Raw genomic sequence first — 20,608 nt, forward strand, 5'->3', positions numbered from 1 at the left:
GATTCTCCTAGCGCCGGTTCGGCGCATCGTCATGGTCGGGCGAATCGTCGAGATGACGTCAGGGCAGCTGGAACAGCTCGTCCGCGTCCATTTCCTCGCCGTCGACGTCGGCGAGGCTCTCGTCGATGACCTGCGCGAGCGTCTCCAACGTCCGGTTCTGGAAGACCATCGGCAGCATCAGCGACACGTCCCATGCCGCCTGCACCTCGGTCGCCAGGGATGCCACCAGCAGGGAATGACCGCCGAGGACGAAGAAGTCGTCGTGGACGCCCACCCGTTCGACGTTCAGCAGCTTCGTCCAGATCTCGGCCAGCGCCCGCTCGGTCTCCGTCCGGGGCGCGACGAAGCTCTCCCGTTCCTGCGCCTGACGCACGATCGTGGTGAGCGAGGGCAGCGCCTTGCGGTCGACCTTCCCGTTGGAGGTGAGCGGGAACTCCGGCAGTGCGACGAAGTAGGTCGGGATCATGTATTCCGGGAGCTGCTGGTGCAGGTACTCCTTCAGCTCGTCGACGGTCGCCGTCTTCCCCTCGTGCATGGTGTAGAAGGCCGCCAGCCGCTTGTCGGTCGCCGTGACCTCGTGCACCGTGAGCAGGCAGGACTGGATCGCGGAGTGCTGCGCCAGCACGGACTCGATCTCGCCCACCTCGATCCGGTGACCGCGGATCTTGATCTGGTGGTCCTTGCGCCCGACGTACTCGATGACACCGTCACGCCGATAGCGGGCCAGGTCGCCCGTCGCGTACAGCCGGCCCTCGCCGAAGGGGTTGGCCACGAAGTGCTGCGCGGTCAGGTCCGGGCGCCCCAGGTAGCCACGGGCGAGCTGCACGCCACCGATGAACAGTTCACCGATGACGCCGTCCGGCACCGGAGCCATGGCCGGGTTCAGGACATGGAGCTGGGTGTTGGCGACCGGGCGACCGATGGGTACGGTGCTCGCGCCCTCGACGTGGTGGCACTCCCAGAAGCTCACGTCGACCGAGGCCTCGGTCGGCCCGTAGAGGTTGTGCAGGCGCACGCCCGGCAGGTGGCGGAGGAAGCGCTCCTGGAGGTCCAGCGGCAGCGCCTCGCCACTGCACACCACGTGCTTGATGCTGTCGCAGTGCTCGGTGACGGACGGCTGGTCCAGGAACGCCTGCAGCATCGACGGAACGAAGTGCAGCACGCCGATGCCCTGCCGCTGGATCGTCTCGGCCAGGTACCCCGGATCGCGGTGTCCCTCGGGGCGCGCGACGTGCAGCTGGGCGCCGGCGATCAGGGGCCAGAAGAACTCCCAGACCGAGACGTCGAAGCTGTAGGGAGTCTTCTGCAGGACGCGGTCCTGGTCCCGCAGGACGTAGGCGTCCTGCATCCACAGCAGTCGGTTACCGATGCCGCGGTGCGACAGCATCGCGCCCTTGGGCTTGCCGGTCGAGCCCGACGTGTAGATGACGTAGGCCAGGTTGTCCGGCCCCACGCCACTCACCAGCGGCTCGGTGCTCTCCCCCCGCCAGACGGCTCCGCAACCGCTGAGCGGGAGCAGCGGGATCGCGGAGGCGTCCAGGGCCTCGATCCGTTCCCGGGTCTGGGGTTGCACCAGGATCGCCTGGATCTGGGCATCCTCGACCATGAAGGCGAGGCGGTCCGTCGGGTAAGCGGGGTCGAGGGGAACATAGGCGCCGCCGGCCTTGAGGATGCCCACCAGGCCGATGACCATCTCCAGGGAACGCTCCGCGCAGATGCCCACCCGGGTCTCGGGTCCGACGCCCGCCGCCCGCAGGGCCCGGCCCACCTGGTTGGCCCGGCGGTCCAGCTCCGCGTAACTGAGCTGCTGATCCTCGTACGACAGGGCGACGCGATCGGGAGTACGTCGGGCCTGTGCCTCGACCAGTTCGTGCAGGCAGCCCGGCTGCAGCAGGTCATCATCCCGCGTCGCGTTCCACGTCTCGATCCTCTGGACGCTCTCCGCGTCGCTGAGGAGCGGCAGGCTGGTCACCGGCGTACCGGGCGCGGACAACGCCCCCTCGATCAGGGTTTCGAAGTGCCCGGCCATCCGGGCGATCGTGCTCTCGTCGAACAGGTCGGTGGCGTACTCGAAGGTGTACTGCAGCGCGCCGGCCTTCTCCTGGAGGCTGAGTCCGACGTCGAACTTCGCGACTCCCACCCCGTCGTTCGTGACGTCCTGCATCCAGGCCGGTTCCTCCGGCTCCTCCGGCAGCTCCTCGAAGATCTTGTCCAGGCCGGTGAACATCACCTGGAAGATGGGGCTGTAGCTGGAGCTGCGCTCCGGCTTCAGCTCCTCGACGATGCGCTCGAAGGGAATCTCCTGGTGGCTCTGCGCGTCCAACAGCTTCCAACGGACCTGCTCGAGCACCTTTCCGAACTCCGGATCGCCGTCGAGATCCACACAGAGGGCGACCGTGTTGACCAGGAATCCGATCAGAGGTTCGGTCTCGATGCGGTTCCGGTTGGCGATCGGCACGCCGATGACCACCTTCTGCTGGCCGCTGTACCGCGACAGGAGCACGGCGAAGGCACTCAGCACGGTGATGAACTGTGTCGTCTGGTTGTCGAGGCTGATCTGCTTCACCTGGTGCGTCACGGCGGGTGAGAGCGAACCGGTGAGAGTCGCGCCGCGGAAGGTCTGCACCGCCGGCCGCGGCCGGTCGAGGGGCAGCGTGATCAACACCGGGGCGTCGGCCAGCTGCTCCTTCCAGTAGTCCAGGTGCGGGCGCAGGCGCTCTTCCTCGAGCCACTGCTGCTGCCAGACGGCGTAGTCCGCGTACTGGACGGGGAGCGCCGGCAGGGGCGAGGGCTCACCGGCCGCGGCCGCCTGGTAGAGCTGCCGCAGCTCGCGGTTGAAGAGCCGGATCGAGTACCCGTCGACGACGGTGTGGTGGGCGGTGAACGCCAGGACCGCCTCGGTGGCGGACAAACGGATGACCAACGTCCGCAGGAGCGGCCCCTGCGCCAGGTCCAGGGGGCGGCTCCACCAGTCGACGATGAGCCGCTTCGCCGCTTCCCGTTGGTCCTGGGGCACGTCCGAGATGTCCACCTCGGACAACGCGACCTCAGCCTCGTCGGCGACGACCTGCCAGACGCGGCTGTCGCGCTGGTGGAAGGTGGTACGCAACGTCTCGTGGCGCTCGATCAGACTGCGCAGACCGGCCCTGAGCACGTCCGAGTCCAACGCCTCGGGCCAGAAGAGCAGCCAGCCGACCGTGTAGAAGGCGCTGTCGGGGTTGAGCCGGTCCATGAACCAGAGCCGTTGCTGGTCGAAGGTCGCGGGCAACGGCCGGTCCCGCGGTACGGGCACCAGCGGCGCGGTCGGCTGCGCCTGCTGGTTCTGCTGCAGGCGCTCCAGCTCGACGGCCACCTGGGCGATGGTCGGCTGCTCGAAGATCACCCGGACCGGCACCTCGATGTCGAAGGTGTGGCGGATGCGCGCGACGACCTGGACCGCGAGCAGCGAGTGCCCGCCGAGGGTGAAGAAGTCGTCGAAGATGCCGATGGGGGTACGACCGAGGACCTGCTCGAAGATGGTCGCCAGCAGGGCCTCTGTCTTCGTACGCGGGAGTGCCCCCTCGGCGAGGGGCGCCGCCGAGGTCTCCTCGGGCAGCGGGAGCGCCCGGCGGTTCAGCTTGCCGTTCCGGTTGAGCGGCAACGTCTCCAGACAGACGAAGGCCGACGGCACCATGTGCCGGGGCAGCTTCTCGCCCAGGTACGTACGCAGTGCCTCGCCGAGATCGCCGGCTCCCTGCTCCGGCTCGACGTAGGCGACCAGACGCTGCCCCGAACCGTCCGGCAGGACCAGCACGGCGCAGGTGCGTACCTGGGGGTGTTGCAGGAGGGCGTTCTCGATCTCGCCGAGTTCGATGCGGAAGCCGCGAATCTTCACCTGGTGGTCGACCCGACCCACGAACTCGATGGCGCCCTCGGGTAGATACCGCACCAGGTCACCACTGCGATACAGACGACTACCCGGCTCCCCGAACGGATTCGCCACGAAATACTCCGCGGTCAACTCCGGACGATTCAGATAGCCCCGGGTGACACCCACGCCTCCGATGTACAACTCACCCGGCACACCCACCGGCACCGGCTGCAGATACGCGTCGAGGACGTACACCTCCACATTCGTGATCGGCCGCCCCATGTGCAGCACGTCCAGGTGCTCGTCGATCACCGTTCCGGTAGCGAAGATCGTCGTCTCCGTCGGCCCGTACACGTTGAAGAACGTCCGCCCCGGCGCCCACGACCGGATCAGATCCGGCGAGTACGCCTCACCACCGACCACCAACGTCCGAAGATGCGGCAACCCACCCGTCGGCAACGTCGCCAACGCACCCGGCGTGAAACTCAAATTCTCGATTGCCCGCTCGACCAGCACCTCACGCAGATCCGAGCCGATCATGTGCACACCACGCCGCGGAACATGCAGCGTCCCACCGACCAACAACGGCATGAGAATCTCCCACACCGAAAAATCGAAACTGTACGACGCCACCTGCAGAACCCGCTGCGGCCGGGCCAGACACTCGTACTCCCGCTGCCACGGCACCACATGATTCAGGCACCGATGCGCCACCATCACACCCTTGGGCCGACCCGTCGACCCCGACGTGTAGATGATGTAAGCCAGATTCTCCGGACCCAGCCCCACCACCACCGGAGCCTCCGCCGACTCACCGGAGACCTCCGCCCAACCGGTGTCGAGACACACCGTCGGCACGTCACCCGTCGACAGCTTCGGTGCCAGGTGGGCCTGGGTGAGGATCAGGCGCAGACCGGCGTCCTCGATGAGGAAGGCCAGCCGGTCCTCCGGGTACCCCGGGTCCAGGGGCACGTACGCCCCGCCGGCCTTGAGAATGCCGAGCAGACCCACCAGCACCTCGACCGACCGCTCCAGGCACAGACCGACCAGCACCTCGGGCCCGACGCCCCGGGCCTGGAGGAATCGCGCGAGCTGGTTCGCCCGGCGGTTCAACTCGCCATAGCTGAGCTGCTCCTCCCCGTGCACCAACGCCACCGCGTCGGGCGTCCGCAACGCCTGCGCCTCGAACAACTCGTGCAGGTACTCCGGCGCGGTGTCCGTCGTGGTGGAGGTGTTCCACTCCTCGAGGATCCGGACGCGCTCGCTGTCGGTGAGCATCGTGAGCTCGGCCAGTCTCGTCTGCGGCGCGCTGATCAGCGCGCGGCAGGTCTGCCGCATGTGCGCGAGCATGCCGTCGACGGTGCGGCTGTCGAAGCGCTGCGTGTCGTACAGGATGCTGATCCCGAGCTGCTCGCCGGGGTTGATCACGACGTTGAGCGGGAAGTGGGTCCGCTCCTCCGCGTCGACCACCGTGAAACGCAGGGCGCTGTCGGCAGTCGCTTCGAGCGGGTAGTTCTCGAAGACGAAGAGGCTCTCGAAGAGCTGACCGTCGGCGGGGATCTCACTCCACTGCTGCACCTGGATCAGCGGGCTGTACTCGTACTGCCGCATCCGCATGTTCTGCTCTTGGAGCTGCCGCAGCCATTCGAGCCCGGTCGTCCGACCGGGAACCTGCACGCGTACCGGCAGGGTGTTGATGAAGAGGCCGATCATCCGTTCCGCGCCCTCGAACTCCGGAGGACGCCCGGACACCACGGAGCCGAAGATGACGTCTTCGCTGCGGCTGTAACGGCTCAACAGCAGGGCCCAGCAGCCCTGCATCACCGTGTTCAAGGTCAGGTGGTGAGCCTGGGCCAGCTCCTGCAGCCGGGCGGTCTCCTCCTCGTCCAGGAACGCGCTGACCATCGCCGACACGGCCGGCTCCGCCGGGCCCTGGGACTCCTTCTTGCGCTCCACGCTGAGGGGGGCGGCCTGGTCGACCCCGTGCAGGGTCTCGCGCCAGTAGCGTTCGGCCTGCTGCATGTCCTGCTCCTTCAGCCAGGCCACGTAGTCGCGGTACGGGCGGGTCAGCGGCAGTGCCTCCTGGCGGCCACGGACGAGCGCGTCGTAGGTCTGCACGACCTCGGCCAGGAGCACGCTGTTGCTCCAGCCGTCGAGGATGGCGTGGTGGGCGCTCAGGACGAACTGGTAGTTGTCGTCGGCGGTGCGGGCGAGCAGCATCCGCCACTGGGGCACCTCGTGCGGGTCGAATCCCCGGCTGCGCTCGTGCTGGAGATAGTCGTCGAGGCGTTCCTGTTGCCGCGCGGGGCTCTCGTCGCGCCAGTCCCGCACGTCCAGTGGTACGGGTATGTGCCGCCAGACCAGTTGCAGGGGCTCGTGTTCCTGCATCGCCCGGAAGCTGGTGCGCAGAATGGGGTGGCGCCGCATGACCTCGGCCCAGGCTTGCCGGAAGAGGTCGACACGCAGGTCCTGCTCGATCTTCAGGACCACCTGGACGTGGTAGAGGCCCTGGCCCTGGGCGTACTGGCTCTGGAACCAGAGGCCCTGCTGGAGCGGGGTCTGCGGGTAGCAGTCCTCCAGCGGGCGGACACGGTCGCTGTCCTGCCAGACCGGAAACGTACGCAGTTGCCCGACCAGGTCGTTGATCTCCGGCTGGGTCAGGCCACTCGCCGGCAGGTCCGACGGGCTGTAGCCGCTCACGTCGGGGCGCTGGGCCTCACGGATGAGCTGTTGGAGAACGTCCCGTGTCTGCTGGGCGACACGTTCGACGGTCTGCCGGTGGTGGGCCGACTCGTTGAAGGACCACTGCATCCGCAGCTCGCCGTCCTGGATCCGGCTCACGATGTCGATCAGGTAGAGACGCTGGTTCGCCGGCCCGACGTCCGGGCCGATGGCTTCGGGGGCGGCAGCGAAGTCGCCGGCGAAGGTCCCGTCGAACTCGCCGAGGTGGTTGAAGCTGATCTGGGCGGCGGGGGCCTGCCGGAGCTGGACGCCGGCTTCGGTGTCGCTGTCGCGGAGCAGGCCGTAGCCGATGCCCTGCCGCGGCCGGCGGCGGAGCAGTTCCTTGATCTCCTTCAGCCCCTCGCCCAGCGCCGTCGAGGACGGCACCGGAAGTCGCACCGGTGAGATCGTCGTGAACCACCCGACCGTGCGGGACAGGTCCACGTCGTCGAACAGGTCCTCCCGACCGTGCCCCTCGACGTCGATCCGCACGTGCGAGTTACCCGTCCACGACCCCACCGCCGACGCCACGGCGGTCAGCAGCACGTCGTTGACCCGGGTGTCGAACGCCGCCGGAACGGCCTGCAGAAGGGCCTTCGTCTCCTCCCGGGTCAGATTCACCTCCTGCACGCGGCGGGAGGCGGTCGTGTTGTCGCGGTCGGACCCGTCGAGCGGAAGCGGCTCGGTGACCTCGCTCTGCTCCAGCCAGTACGGGAGCTCCTGCATCGTGATGTCGCTGCGCGCCTCCTGACCCAGGCGTTCCGCCCACTGCTGCCAGGACGTGGACTTGGCCGGAAGCACCAACTCCCGCCCCTGCCGCACCTGCTCGGTCAGGGCCGCCAGATCCTCCAGCAGGATCCGCCAGGACACGACGTCGACCACCAGGTGATGCGCCACCAGCAGCAGACGGGGCCCGTCGTCCAGCCCGGTGAAGAGAACAGCCCGGAACAACGGCGCCTCGGCCAGGTCGAAACTCGTCTGCGCCTGCTGCGCCACCTGCATCAGCCGCTCTTCGCGCGCCTCAGACGGCAGGGACGACAGGTCGTGCACCTGCCACGGCGCCGCCTCCGGCGGGCCGGTCAGTTCCGCCTGCCGCCCGTCCCCGGTGCGGAGGTACCGGGCGCGCAGCCCGTCATGGTGCTCCAGCAGGCGCAGCAGGACCCGCTGCCACTGCTCCGCCGTCACCTCTGCCGACACCGTCAGCAGAAGCGCCTGGTTGAAGTGCTCCGCCTGCGCGAACCCCTGGGCGAAGAACCACCGCTGGATCGGGGTCAACCCCACCGCACCGGTCACCACGCCCTGCTCCGCCCGCACGACCGCCGCATCCCGCCGCACCACCACCGACCCCAACTCGGCGATCGTCGGGTGCTCGAAGAGCTGCTTGACGGTCAGGTGCAGGCCGAGCTGCTTCGCGCGGAAGATGACCTGCAGACTCAGGATCGAGTCGCCGCCGAGGCCGAAGAAGTTGTCGTGGATGCTCACCGGGTCGGCAGCGCCCAGCACCGCCCGCCAGATCTCGGCGAGCTGCTCCTCGACCAGGTTGCGGGGAGCGACGTACTCCCCCTTCGGCGTGGAGGCGTGCTGCTCCCAGGGCAGCGCGGCCAGGGCCCGCCGGTCGAGCTTGCCGTTGGGGTCGAGGGGCAGAGCGTCCAGAGCGACGAAGACACTCGGCACCATGTGGCTGGGCAGTCGATCAGCCAGGAAGGCCTGCAGGGCCTCGGGAGTCAGCGGCTCGCGGGACACGACATAGGCCACCAGCCGTTTGGTGCTCGTCTCCTCGTGCAGCAGCACGGCGGCACTCCGCACCCGGGGATGCTCGGTCAGCGCACTCTCGATCTCACCCAGCTCGACGCGGAAACCACGGATCTTGACCTGGGCGTCGATCCGTCCCAGGAACTCGATCGTGCCGTCGGCCAGGTAGCGGACGCGATCGCCGGTCTTGTAGAGACGGCCGCCCGGGTGCTGACCGAACGGGTCGGCGATGAAGACCTCGGCAGTCAGATCGGGCCGCCCCAGGTAACCGCGCGTCACCGTGCTGCCGCCGATGTAGAGCTCACCCGCGACGCCGACGGGCACCGGCTGGAGGCGCGAGTCGAGGATGTAGACCTGGGCGCCGGGGACCGGCCGACCGATGTGGACGCGTTGCAGGTCGGGCCCGAAGCGGGCGAGGCACACGGCGACGGTGGTCTCGGTGGGGCCGTACCCGTTGAAGAAGCCGCGGTCCGCCGCCCACACCCGGACGAGGTCGAGGGGGCAGGCTTCGCCGCCGACGCCGATGTACCGCAGCGAGGGCAGGGAGGCCGCCGGCAGCGTAGCCAGCGCGGAGGGGGTGAGGCCGATGTTCTCGATCGCCTGCTCGTCGAGGAAGTCGGCGAGATCGGTACCGATCATCTTCAGGTCGGGCGGCGCCAGGACGAGGGTGCTGCCGGAGAGCAGGGCCGTGGACACCTCCCAGACCGAGATGTCGAAGCTGAGCGGGGTGCTCTGCAGCACTCGTTGAGGCGTGTCGAGGTGGAAGTTGTCCCGCTGCCACTGGACGAGGGAGCGGATTCCCCGATGAGGGACCTGGACCCCCTTGGGCTGTCCGGTGGAGCCGGACGTGTAGATCACGTAGGCCAGGTTGTCCGCGGTGACTCCGGCAACCGGAGCTTCGGCGGGCCAGTCGGGCAACCGGGACCACAGGGCGTCGATGTCCAGCACCGTCGCGTCGCAGTCCGGCAGCAGGTCGACCAGGGACTGCCGCGTCAGCAGGACACTCAACCGGGCATCGGTGGCCATGTACGCCAGACGCTCGCGGGGGTACGTGGAGTCGAGTGGCACGTAGGCGCCGCCGGCCTTCAGGATGGCCAGCAGGCCGACCACCATCTCCGTCGACCGCGGGACGCACAGCCCGACCAGCGTCTCGGGGCCGACACCCTCGCCGCGGAGAAGATGGGCGAGCCGGTTCGACAGTTCGTCGAGGGCGGCGTAGCTCAACTGGGAATTCCCGGACACCAACGCCACACGGTCGGGGAACCGACGGACCTGCGTCTCGAACATCTCATGGAAACACGCCGGGTGCTCCGCCTTCTGCTTCATCTGCTGGAGGCGCAGGCGCAGCAACTTCTGCTGCTCCTCGGAGAGCTGCGATATTTGCTGAGGGAGACGCTCATTCATTCGGATCACTCTTCTCTGCAGCAGGCGAAGAATCGTGGAGCTGTGCGATCAGGTCCTCGGACGAGAGCTGCTGGATCTCCGCGACGAGTTGCGCCAGGAGTTCCTGTTCATCGGTCGACGGATCTGTGGCGTCGTCTGGCGGCGTGTTCCACCCCTGAAGTACCTGGAGATGTTCCTGCTGCGTGAGGATCGAGAACTGCGCCAGTCGCGCTTCGGGCGACTCGACCGCCTGGGCGCAGATGTACTGGACATGGGCCAGTACGCGTTCGATCGTCTCGGGGTCGAAACGCCGCGGGTCGTACTGGACGATGAAGTGCAGTTGCTGACCCTGGAGCGTCGCGACGACGCCCAACGGGTAATGGATCCGCTCCTCGGAACGCGGCTTCTCCAGACGTAGGGCCGCTGCCGGCGCCTGTTCCACCGGATAGTTCTCGAACACGAAGAGGCTGTTGAACAATGGGGAGCCGGACGGCAGCCCACTCCAGCGCTGCACCCGGTCGAGAGGGCTGTACTCGTACTGCCGCATCTGGAGGTTCTGCTCCTGCAGACCGCGCACCCAGTCCAGCCAGGGCATCCCGGCCGGCAGGCGGACGCGGAGCGGCAGTGTGTTGATGAAGAGGCCGGCTGTCCGCTCGATGTCCGGGATCTCCGCGGGCCGCCCGGAGACCACCACACCGAACACGACGTCGTCCGTGTCCTCGTAGCGGCCGAGCAGGAGGGCCCAGCAGCCCTGGAGGATGGTGTTGAGCGTCAGCCGGTGCCGTTGGGCGAGTTCCTGCAGGCGGATGCTCTCCTCCACACCGAAGAGCAGACTCGCTTCGGCATGACGGCCCGGTCCCGACGACGGGGGCGGGGTCACGTCATGGCGTTCGATACTGAACGGGGTTGCCTCCTCGACCCCGTGCAGGGTCTCGCGCCAGTAGCGCTCGGCCTGCTGCATGTCCTGCTCTTTGAACCAGGCCACGTAGTCGCGGTAGGGGCGCGTCGGATGCAGGGCCTCCCGGGCCCCGTGGACGAGCGCGTCGTAGGTCTGCACGACCTCGGCCAGGAGCAGGGCGTAGCTCCAGCCGTCGAGGATGGCGTGGTGCATGCTCAGGACGAACTGGTGGTTGTCGTCGGCGGTGCGGGCGAGCAGCATGCGCCACTGGGGAATTTCGTAGGGATCGAACCCCCGCACACGGTCGGTCTCGAGATAGGCGTCCAGAAGCTGCTGCTGCCGCGTGGGGCTCTCGTCGCGCCAGTCCCGCACGTCCAGTGGTACGGGTATCTGGCGCCAGACCAGTTGCAGGGGCTCGTGTTCCGGCAGGGCCCAGAAGCTGGTGCGCAGGATGGGGTGGCGTCGCATGACCTCGGCCCAGGCTTGCCGGAAGAGGTCGACCCGCAGCTCCTGCTGAAGGTCGTGGATCAGCTGGACGTGGTAGAGGCCCTGACCCTGCGCGTACTGGCTCTGGAACCACAGGCCCTGTTGCAGTGGGGTCTGCGGGTAGCAGTCCTCCAGCGGGCGGACCCGGTCGCTGTCCTGCCAGACCGGAAGCGGGCGCAGTTGCCCGACCAGGTCGTTGATCTCCGGCTGGGTCAGGTCACTCACCGGCAGGTCCGACGGGCTGTAGCCGCTGACCTCGGGACGCCGGGCCTCGCCGGCGAGGTGGTTCAACACCTCCAGCGCCTGCCGGGCGACACGTTCGACGGTCTGCCGCTGGTGGGCCGACCCGTCGTAGGTCCACTGCATCCGCAGTTCGCCGTCCTGGATACGGCTCACGATGTCGATCAGGTAGGGACGGTGATTGTCCGGCCCGATGTCCGAATCAATGGCCTCGTACGCGGCGGCGAAGCTGTCGTCGCCCTCGAATGCGCCGAGGTGGTTGAAGCTGACCTGGGCAGCCGGGGCCTGTCGGAGCCGGGCGCCGGCCTCGGTGTCCAGGAGAAGGCCGTAGCCGATGCCCTGTCGGGGCCGGCGGCGGAGCAGTTCCTTGATCTCCTTCAGTCCCTCGCCCATCGCGGCCAGGGACGGGACCGGAAGCCGCACCGGCGAGATCGTGGTGAACCAGCCGACCGTGCGGGAGAGGTCCACATCGTCGAACAGGTCCTCCCGACCATGACCCTCGACGTCGACCCGGACATGCGAGTCACCCGTCCACGACCCGACCGCCGACGCGACAGCCGTCAGCAGCACGTCGTTCACCCGGGTGTCGAAGGCGGCCGGAACGGCCTGCAAGAGGCCCTGGGTCTCCTCCCGGCTGAGACTCGCCTCGTACACACGGCTGCGGCCGGTCGTGTTCTCGTGGTCGGGCCCGTCCACGGGGAGCGGCCGCGTCGGCTCGACGTGCTCCAGCCAGTACGCGAGCTCCTGCGCGGTGGTGTCGCTCAGCGCCTCCTGACCCAGGCGCTCCGCCCACTGCTGCCAGGAACTGGACTTGGCCGGGAGGACGAACTCCTGCCCCTGCCGCACCTGCTCGATCAGGGCCGCGAGGTCCTCCAGCAGGATCCGCCAGGAGACGACGTCGACCACCAGGTGGTGCGCCACCAGAAGCAGCCGGGGCCCCTCGTCCAGACCGGTGAACAGGACCGACCTGAACAACGGCGCCTCGGACAGTTCCAGACTCGCCTGGACTCCCTCGGCCACGGCCGCCAGCTGGTCCGCCCGTTGCGCCGGTGGCAACGACGACAGGTCGTGCACCTGCCACGGCGCCACCTCCGGCGGGCCGGCCAGCTCAGCCCGCCAACCGCCCTCGGCCCGGACGTAGCGGGCGCGCAGCCCGTCATGGTGCGCCAACAGACGCAGCAGAACCCGCTGCCACTGCTCCGCCGACACCTCCGCCGGCACCGACAGCAGAAGCGCCTGGTTGAAGTGCTCCGCCTGAGCGAACCCCTGGGCGAAGAACCACCGCTGGATCGGCGTCAACTCCACCGCACCGGCGACCACGCCCTGCTCCGCCCGCACGACCGACACGTCCTGCCGCACCACCAACGGCCCCAACTCGGCGATGGTCTGGTACTGGAAGAGCTGCTTCACGGAGAAATGCAGGCCGAGCTGCTTCGCACGGAAGATGACCTGCAGACTGACGATCGAGTCGCCACCCAGCGCGAAGAAGTTGTCGTGGATGCTCACCGGTTCGGCGACACCCAACACCGTTCCCCAGATCTCCGCCAACTGCTCCTCGACGTGATTGCGGGGGGCGACGTAGTTCGTCCTGGGGGTGGCGGCGTACTGCTGCCAGGGAATCGCAGCCAGGGCCCGCCGGTCCACCTTGCCGCTGGAATTGAGTGGCAGACCGTCCAGGGGAACGAAGACGCTCGGCACCATGTAGCTGGGCAGCCGATCGCTGAGGAAGAGCTGGAGAGCGTCGGGAGACGGAGCCTCGCGCGCATCGAGATAGGCGACCAGCCGCTTGGTGTTCCCCTGCTCGTGCACGAGCACGGTGGCATGCTGCACCTGGGGGTGCTGCATCAGGGCGTTCTCGATCTCGCCCAGTTCGATGCGGAAGCCGCGGATCTTGACCTGGTGGTCGACCCGACCGATGAATTCGATGGTGCCGTCGGGCAGATACCGCACCAGGTCACCACTGCGATACAGGCGGCTGCCCGGCGCACCGAACGGATTCGCCACGAAGTACTCGGCAGTCAACTCCGGGCGGTTCAGATAACCACGTGAGACACCCACACCGCCGATGTACAGCTCACCCGGAACCCCCACCGGCACCGGCTGCAGATGGGCGTCGAGAATGTACAGTTCCGCGTTCGTGATCGGCCGACCCAGGTGCACCGCGTCCAGGTGTTCGTCGATCACCGTGCCGGTAACGAAGATCGTCGTCTCCGTCGGCCCGTACAGGTTGAAGAACGTCCGCGTCGGCGCCCACGTACGAACCAGATCCGGCGAGCAGGCCTCCCCACCGACCATCACCGTCCGCAGATGCGGAAGCTCACCGGCCGGCAACGTCGCCAACGCCCCCGGCGTGACGCACAGGTTCTCGATCGCCCGCTCGACCAGCACGTCACGCAGATCCGCACCGATCATGTGCACGCCGCGCGCCGGAATGTGCAGCGTCCCACCGGCCACCATCGGCATGAGGATCTCCCACACCGAGAAATCGAAGCTGTACGACGCGATCTGCGACACACGCTGCGGCCGGGCAAGACAGTCGTGTTCGCGCTGCCATGGCAACACCTGGTTCAGACCCCGATGCGTCACCATCACGCCCTTGGGCCGGCCCGTCGACCCCGACGTGTAGAGGATGTACGCCACGTTGTCCGGAGCGAGCCCCGCCATCGGCGCCTGCGTCGACTCTCCCGACACAAGTGACACCCACTCGGTGTCCAGGCAGATCGTCGGCACACCGTCCGTCGCGAACTTCGTCTTCAGATGCGACTGCGTCAGGACCAGCCGCAGGCTCGCATCCTCCACCAGGAACGCCAGCCGGTCCGCCGGATACCCCGGGTCCAGCGGCACGTACGCCCCACCGGCCTTGAGGATGCCGAGCAGGCCCACCAGCACCTCGACCGACCGATCCAGACACAGACCGACCAGCACGTCCGGCCCCACGCCGCGGGTCTGCAACGCACGCGCCAACTGGTTGACCCGAGAATTCAACTCGCCGTAGCTGAGCTGCTCGTCCTCATACACCACCGCCACCGCGTCCGGCGTCTCCGACGCCCGCGCCTCGAACAACTCGTGCAGGTACTCCGGCGCGGTCTCCGTCGTCGTGGAGGTGTTCCACTGGTCGACCACCTGCGCACGTTCGGCCTCGGGGAGCATCGACAGGCGCTGGACAGGCTGACCGGGCTGCGCCAGCGCGGATTCGAGGAGCGCCTCGAAGTGGTCGGCCATCCGGGCGACCGTGCGCTCCTGGAAGAGATCCGTGTTGTATTCCAGGCCGAGCCGAAGCCCTTCGGCGTCCTCCTGGACCATGAGCACGAGGTCGAAGCGCGCGACGCGGAGACTCATACCCTCTTCGATCATCCTGTGCATCCACGGCTTCGCCTGCACGGAGTCCGATACATGTTCGAGCAGTGGCAGGCTCTCGTCCGCGACCATGACCTGGAAGACCGGGTTGTAACTCAGGTTGCGCTCGGGGCTCAGGGCCTCGACGACCCGGTCGAAGGGGATCTCCTGGTGACTCTGGGCGTCGAACAACTGCTTGCGAACCTGGAGCAGGACGGTGGCGAAGCTGGGGTTGCCGCGCAGGTCCACGCGGAGAGCCACCGTGTTGACCAGGAAGCCGATCATCGGCTCCAGCTCGACGCGATGACGATTGGCGATGGGCACACCGATGACGACCACGTCCTGCCGGCTGTAGCGGGACAGGAGCACGGCGGCGGCGGCGAGCATCGTGATGTAGTTCGTCACCTGCGCCTCGCCGCTGACGCGCGTGATGTCCTCGGTCAGGTCGGGAGACAGCTGTCGCCTCAGGAACGATCCCTGGTACCTCTGCACCTCCGGCCGTGGAAAGTCGGTGGGCAGGGTGAGCAGCTCGGGCGCCTCGGCCAACTGCTCCTTCCAGTAGGCGAGATGGAACTGGAGCCACTCCTCGCCCAGCCAGTTCCGCTGCCACACGGCGTAGTCCGCGTACTGGACGGCCAGCTCCGGCAGGGGGCTGGGCGCATCACCCGCCAGCGCGTGACACAGCTGGAGGAGCTCCTGACCGAACAGGCCGATCGAGTAGCCGTCGAACACCGTGTGGTGGGCGCTGAAGACCAGGACCTGCTCGGTGTCCGAGAGGTTGATCAGCACGGTACGCAGCAGGGGGCCCGCGACCAGGTCGAACGGCTTTCCCCACCACTCACGGATCTCGTCCTGCGCCCGCGTCTCCCGAAGGTCCGCGGGGACCGTGGAGAGGTCGACCACCGGGAGGTCGACGCGCCAGTCGTCCGAGATGACCTGCCAGACCTGTCCGTCCTCCTCGCGGAAGGTGGTGCGCAGGCTCTCGTGGCGGCGGAGCATCTCGTGCAGGCCGGCCTCGAGGACGCTCCGGGACACCTCCGGTGACCAGGGGACCAGCCAGTTGACGGTGTAGAAGTTGCTGCCGGGATGCAGACGGTCCAGGAACCAGAGGCGTTGCTGGTCGAAGCTCGCGGGCAGCGGAGCGTTCCGCGGAGCGGGAAGCAGCGGCGGCAGTCGCAGCGGTTGCAGCTCCGCCTGGAGTCGTTGCAGCTCCGGGGCGAGCTGGGCGATCGTCGGCAGATCGAAGAAGCTGTGCACCGGCAGCTCTACGGAGAACACCTGACGGATGCGGGCGACCAGCTGGACCGCGAGAAGGGAGTGACCACCGAGGTCGAAGAAGTCGTCCCGGATGCCGATCGGACTGCGCGAGAGGACCTGTTCGTAGATGGAGACGAGCAGGGCCTCGGTCGTGTTGCGCGACGGTGCGTACGTGGAGGACCCCGTCGACTGGCCGGCCTGCGCGAGCGGAAGGGCCCGGCGGTCGAGCTTGCCGCTCGAGGTGACCGGCAGGGCGTCGAGGACGACGAGGTCGGACGGCACCATGTACTCGGGCAGCCGTTCCTGGAGGTACGCCCTGATCTGCGGGACCAGGAGGTCCTCGATCTCGGCCCGGAGCGGGTGGTTGGCGTAGCGTTGCCAGTCGCGGTCGCCTTCGCCCGCCGCCGCGGGGTCGATGCGCTCCTCCTCGTCCACCTCGCCGTGCTCGACATCGGCACGCCGGAACAGGACCGTGTAGCTGCCGTCCGCGCCGTGGCGTCCCCAGTCGACGGTCGCGTGGTAGCCGACCTGCTCGGCCAGCTCCCAGACGTCCTCCGGGTCCACGCCGGTGGACGGCGGCGCCTGGGCCCGCCACGCCTCGACCGTCTCCAGGTTCGAGTCGCCCCTGAGCCAGCGCAGGTCGGCCGCGGCCGCCGTGACGCGGGCGTTCGGCACGTGGCGGACTCGCAACCGGTCAGGTCGCTCACGCACCAACGTCTCGCGCAGGCCGGAGAGGGTCAGGCCGGCGGCGGACCAGTCGTGTTCCGGGATGGCGGGCGGCTCCGGGGCCGGGGTGGCGGTGGGCGCCCCGTCGACGTGCAGCACCACCTGGTAGCGGAACCGCGTCAACTCGTTGAGGTGGCGTCCGCGCTTGGGCCGTACCTCGACCCGGGAGATGCGGCCGGTGCTCGCCGCCCAGTGCCGGAAGAAGGCCGGGTCGAGCGTCAGCTCCTTCTCCTGCTGTACGCGCTGCTGCACCCGCTGCCAGAGCTGCTGACGGGACGCCGTCTCCGATGCGCGGCTCAGTTCGACGCTGGCGTGGAACGCCTCCAGCAGGGGGAGGCTGCGCACGTCACCTACGATGATGCGCCCGCCGGGACCGACCCGGTCGAGGGCGCCGTCCAGGACGCGCAGGAGATAGTTGACGTCCGGGAAGTACTGGATGACCGAGTTGACGAGGACCGTGTCGACGTCCTCGGTGGGCAGGTCCCGGAGATCGTCGGCGGGCCGCTGCAGCAGCGTGACGGAGTCGCGGATCTCCGGCATCGTGTCGAGACGCCGGCGGACGGACTGCAGCACCGCCGCCGAGAAGTCGGTTCCGTAGTAGCGGCGGCACTGGGCGGCGAGGGGGAAGAGCAGCAGGCCGGTGCCGCAGCCGATCTCCAACAGGTTCCGCGGCTGGTAGGCGCGCACCAGGGCCAGCGTGTCCTGCCGCCAGGCCTCCATCTCGTCCAGCGGGATGGCCTGACCCGTGTAGCTGCTCGTCCAGCCCGAGTAGTCGGCACCGTCCTCGGTCGGCGCGGCCTCCAACTGGTCGAAGCTCTCGTAGACCTGCTGCCAGTGGTGCAGCCGATCGTCGAGCAGTGCCGCTTCCTCACCCTGGACGGCGGCCTGGGCGCGTAGGGGATCCAGCACCACGTACGAGATGAGCGAGGCGCCGCCGGGCTGGTCGTGGCGCACCAGCGTCGCGGCGATCTGCACCACGGGGTGGCTGCTCATGACCGTGTCGATCTCGCCGAGCTCGATGCGGTAGCCCCGGATCTTGACCTGCGAGTCGGTACGTCCCAGGAACTCCATGTTCCCGTCGGGACGCCACCGGGCCATGTCGCCCGTCTTGTAGATGCGCGCGCCGGGCTCGGCGCTGAACGGCGAGGCGACGTACTTGCCGGCGGTGAGCTGCGGATCCCCGGCATAGCCGAGGCTCAGGCAGGTGCCCCCGATGTAGAGGTCGCCCGGTACGTCGACGGGACAGGGCCGCAGGTTCTCGTCGAGGACGTAGTAGCAGGAGTTCTGGATCGGCTTGCCGTACGGGATGCTCGTCCAGGAGGGGTCGACCTCGCGGATCGGGAAGAAGTTCGACCAGACGGTCGCTTCCGTCGCGCCGCCCAGGCCGACGACCTGGACGTTGGGGAACGCGGCCCGCATGATGGCCGGCGAATTGACCGGGATCCAGTCCCCGCTCATGAAGATCAGGCGTAGCGAGGTCGAGACCGTCGCAGCCGTCGCGTCGTCGCCGGAGGGCAGGAAGGGCACGAGCTGCATGAGGGCGGCGGGCGCCGAGTCCCAGAAGGTGATCGGCTCCCTGGACATGATGTCCAGCAGCCGGGTCGGCTCCTGGATGTCCTGCCGCGACGCCAGCCGGATGGAGCCACCGGCGGCCAGGATGCCGAAGATGTCGTAGACGGACAGGTCGAAGCTCAGCGACGTGATGAAGAGCAGTCGGTCGTCGGGGCCCACCGCGAACGTGGTGTTGACCCACTCGATCAGATTGATGACGGGGTCGTGCTGGACCATGACCCCCTTGGGGGTACCGGTCGAGCCGGACGTGAAGATGATGTACGCGAGGTCCTGTGAGCTTCCCTGCAGCGGCAGGTCGTCCTGGGGCATCCGGGCGATGTCGGCCCACGCGTGCAGTCGGTAGGGGCCGGGCGACAGGGGTTCGGAATCGTCGTCGGGGTCGTCGACGCACACGAGGTGAGCGAGCGCGGGCAGTGGATCCGCCCGGAGGATCGAGGGCACCAGGGCGCGCTGGGTGATGATGCAGGGAGCTGCCAGGGAGTCGAGGATCCCGTGCCAGCGCTTGACCGGGGCGTTCGGTTCGAGCGGGACGTAGATTCCGCCCGCCTTCAGGATTCCCAGCAGGGCCGGGATCATCTCCGCGGAGCGTTCCATCAGGATCGCGACGTGGGTGCCGGGTCCGACGCCCAGTCCCTTGAGGTGGTGCGCGATCTGGTTCGCCTGCTTGTTGATCTCCGCGTAGGTCCAGCTGCGGTCCTGGAAGAGCAGGGCGGTCGCGTCGGGGGACCGCTTCACCTGCTGCTCGAACAGCTGATGGATGCAGAGCTCCCGGGCGTACGGCACCCGGGTGTCGTTCCACTCGTGGACGAGTCGGGTGTGTTCCTCGGGCGTGAGCAGTGAGATGTCGGCCAGGCGGGCCTGGGGCAGGCGCACCAGTTCCGAGCAGGTCCGGCGCAGGTGACCCAGCATCGCCTCGATCGCCCGGCCGTCGAAGCGCTGGGTGTCGAAGTGGATCGTGATCGCCAACCGGCTCCCGGGCGTGACGACGACACTGAGCGGGTAGGGGACGCGGGTCTCCTCGCGCCGCCCGGTCATCGGCAGCACCGTGCCGGAGCCCTGCTCGGTCCCGTGCTCCACGGAGAAGACGTTGTCGAACAACGCGTTGCCGGAGCCGATGTCGCTCCACTGCTGGATCAGCAGCAACGGGCTGTGCTCGTACCGTTGGATGTCGGCGTACCGGCGTTGCAGACCGTGCATCCACTCGGCCCACGGCATCGATCCCGGCACCTCGACACGCAGCGGGAGCGTGTTGATGAGCAGGCCCACCACCTGCTCGACTCCCGGCAGATCACCGGAGCGGCCGGAGACGGTCACACCGAGGACGGTCTCGCCGCCCCCGGTGTACCGGCTCAGCACCAGAGCCCAGCAGCCCCGGAGGAGCGCCTCGGGCGACAGACCGTGCCCCTCGCCCACCGCGACCAGGCGGGCCGTCTCCTCCTCGTCCAGCAGGAGGCGCATCTGGTCGTACGCGGCCGGCGAAGGCTCGGTGCCCGGCTCCTCGTGCGGCGGGGTCCTCCGCTCCACCGGCAGCGGTGCCGCCGGGGCGACCGACGCCAGCTCGGTGCGCCAGTACTGCTCGGCCCGGTCGATGTCCTGGCGGCCCAACCACTCCACGTATTCCTGGTAGGGCGTCGCGGGGGCGAGCTCCAGCGCGTGCTGAGCCGTCAGGTGGCCGTAGTACGCCTCGACCTCGCGGAGGACGGTCGTCTGGCTCCACCCGTCGAGGATGATGTAGTGGAGACTCCAGACGACCTGGTAGCACGCCTCGTCGAGTCGAGCGACGTGGATCCGCCAGAGCGGCGGCTCGTGCAGGGAGAAGCCGGCGGCGAGGTCCTGCTGCCGGTAGGAGCGCAGCCGGCTCCGCTGCTCGTCGGCGCTCAGCCCACGCCAGTCCTCGACCGTGAAGGGGACGTCGATCCACTTGAGGACCGTCTGCTGCGGCGTCTGGCCCTGCAGGTCACGGAAGACCGTTCGCAGCGCGGGGTGCCGCTCCATGACATGCGACCAGCTCTGGCGGAACGCCTCGACGTGGAGATCACGCTCGATGCGGAACTCCACCTGGACGTGGAAGAGCCCGGACCTGCCCCCGAAGGCGCTCTGAAACATGATTCCCTGTTGGGTGGGAGTCATCGGGTAGCATGCTTCGACGATTTCCTCGCTCATTGCGAATCAGACACCCTTTACTGCCGAGTTTCTACCTGTGGGCAGGTATAGACCGTTGGATAGTGCCAATGAGCCGCGGACCGTTTCCAGGCGACGGCCATCGCAATATCACCCCGACTCGCCGCAGGGCGCACCCGCCCGGAACTCGCTCGGGCGAATGACCAGTTCACTGCGGGACCCGACATCGAATTCGTCAGCGTCGGTGATCGGCGATATCCGCTCTA

At 68.2% G+C, this 20,608-nt stretch carries 2 protein-coding genes; both read right to left on the reverse strand.

Translation table 11 applies throughout. The features are described from left to right. Positions 1–58: 58 nt before the first annotated feature. Entirely contained in the window at positions 59–9,727 is a 9,669-nt protein-coding gene (locus ACTMSW_RS16580; RefSeq protein ID WP_441181502.1) for an amino acid adenylation domain-containing protein, read from the reverse strand. Beyond that, positions 9,720–20,384 (reverse strand): amino acid adenylation domain-containing protein, encoded by a 10,665-nt coding sequence (locus tag ACTMSW_RS16585; protein WP_441181503.1) that lies wholly within the window; start codon positions 20,382–20,384, stop codon positions 9,720–9,722. The genes ACTMSW_RS16580 and ACTMSW_RS16585 overlap by 8 nt, the downstream gene beginning before the upstream one ends. Between the last annotated feature and the right edge of the window lie 224 nt (positions 20,385–20,608).

Origin of the sequence: Micromonospora sp. BQ11 (genome assembly GCF_052068135.1) — a bacterium.
Classification (GTDB): domain Bacteria; phylum Actinomycetota; class Actinomycetes; order Mycobacteriales; family Micromonosporaceae; genus Micromonospora.

Excerpts from the sequence above, each read along its gene's own strand:
- ACTMSW_RS16580 (WP_441181502.1), bottom strand. The coding sequence starts at position 9,727 with ATGAATGAGCGTCTCCCTCAGCAAATATCGCAGCTCTCCGAGGAGCAG.
- ACTMSW_RS16585 (WP_441181503.1), bottom strand. The coding sequence starts at position 20,384 with ATGAGCGAGGAAATCGTCGAAGCATGCTACCCGATGACTCCCACCCAA.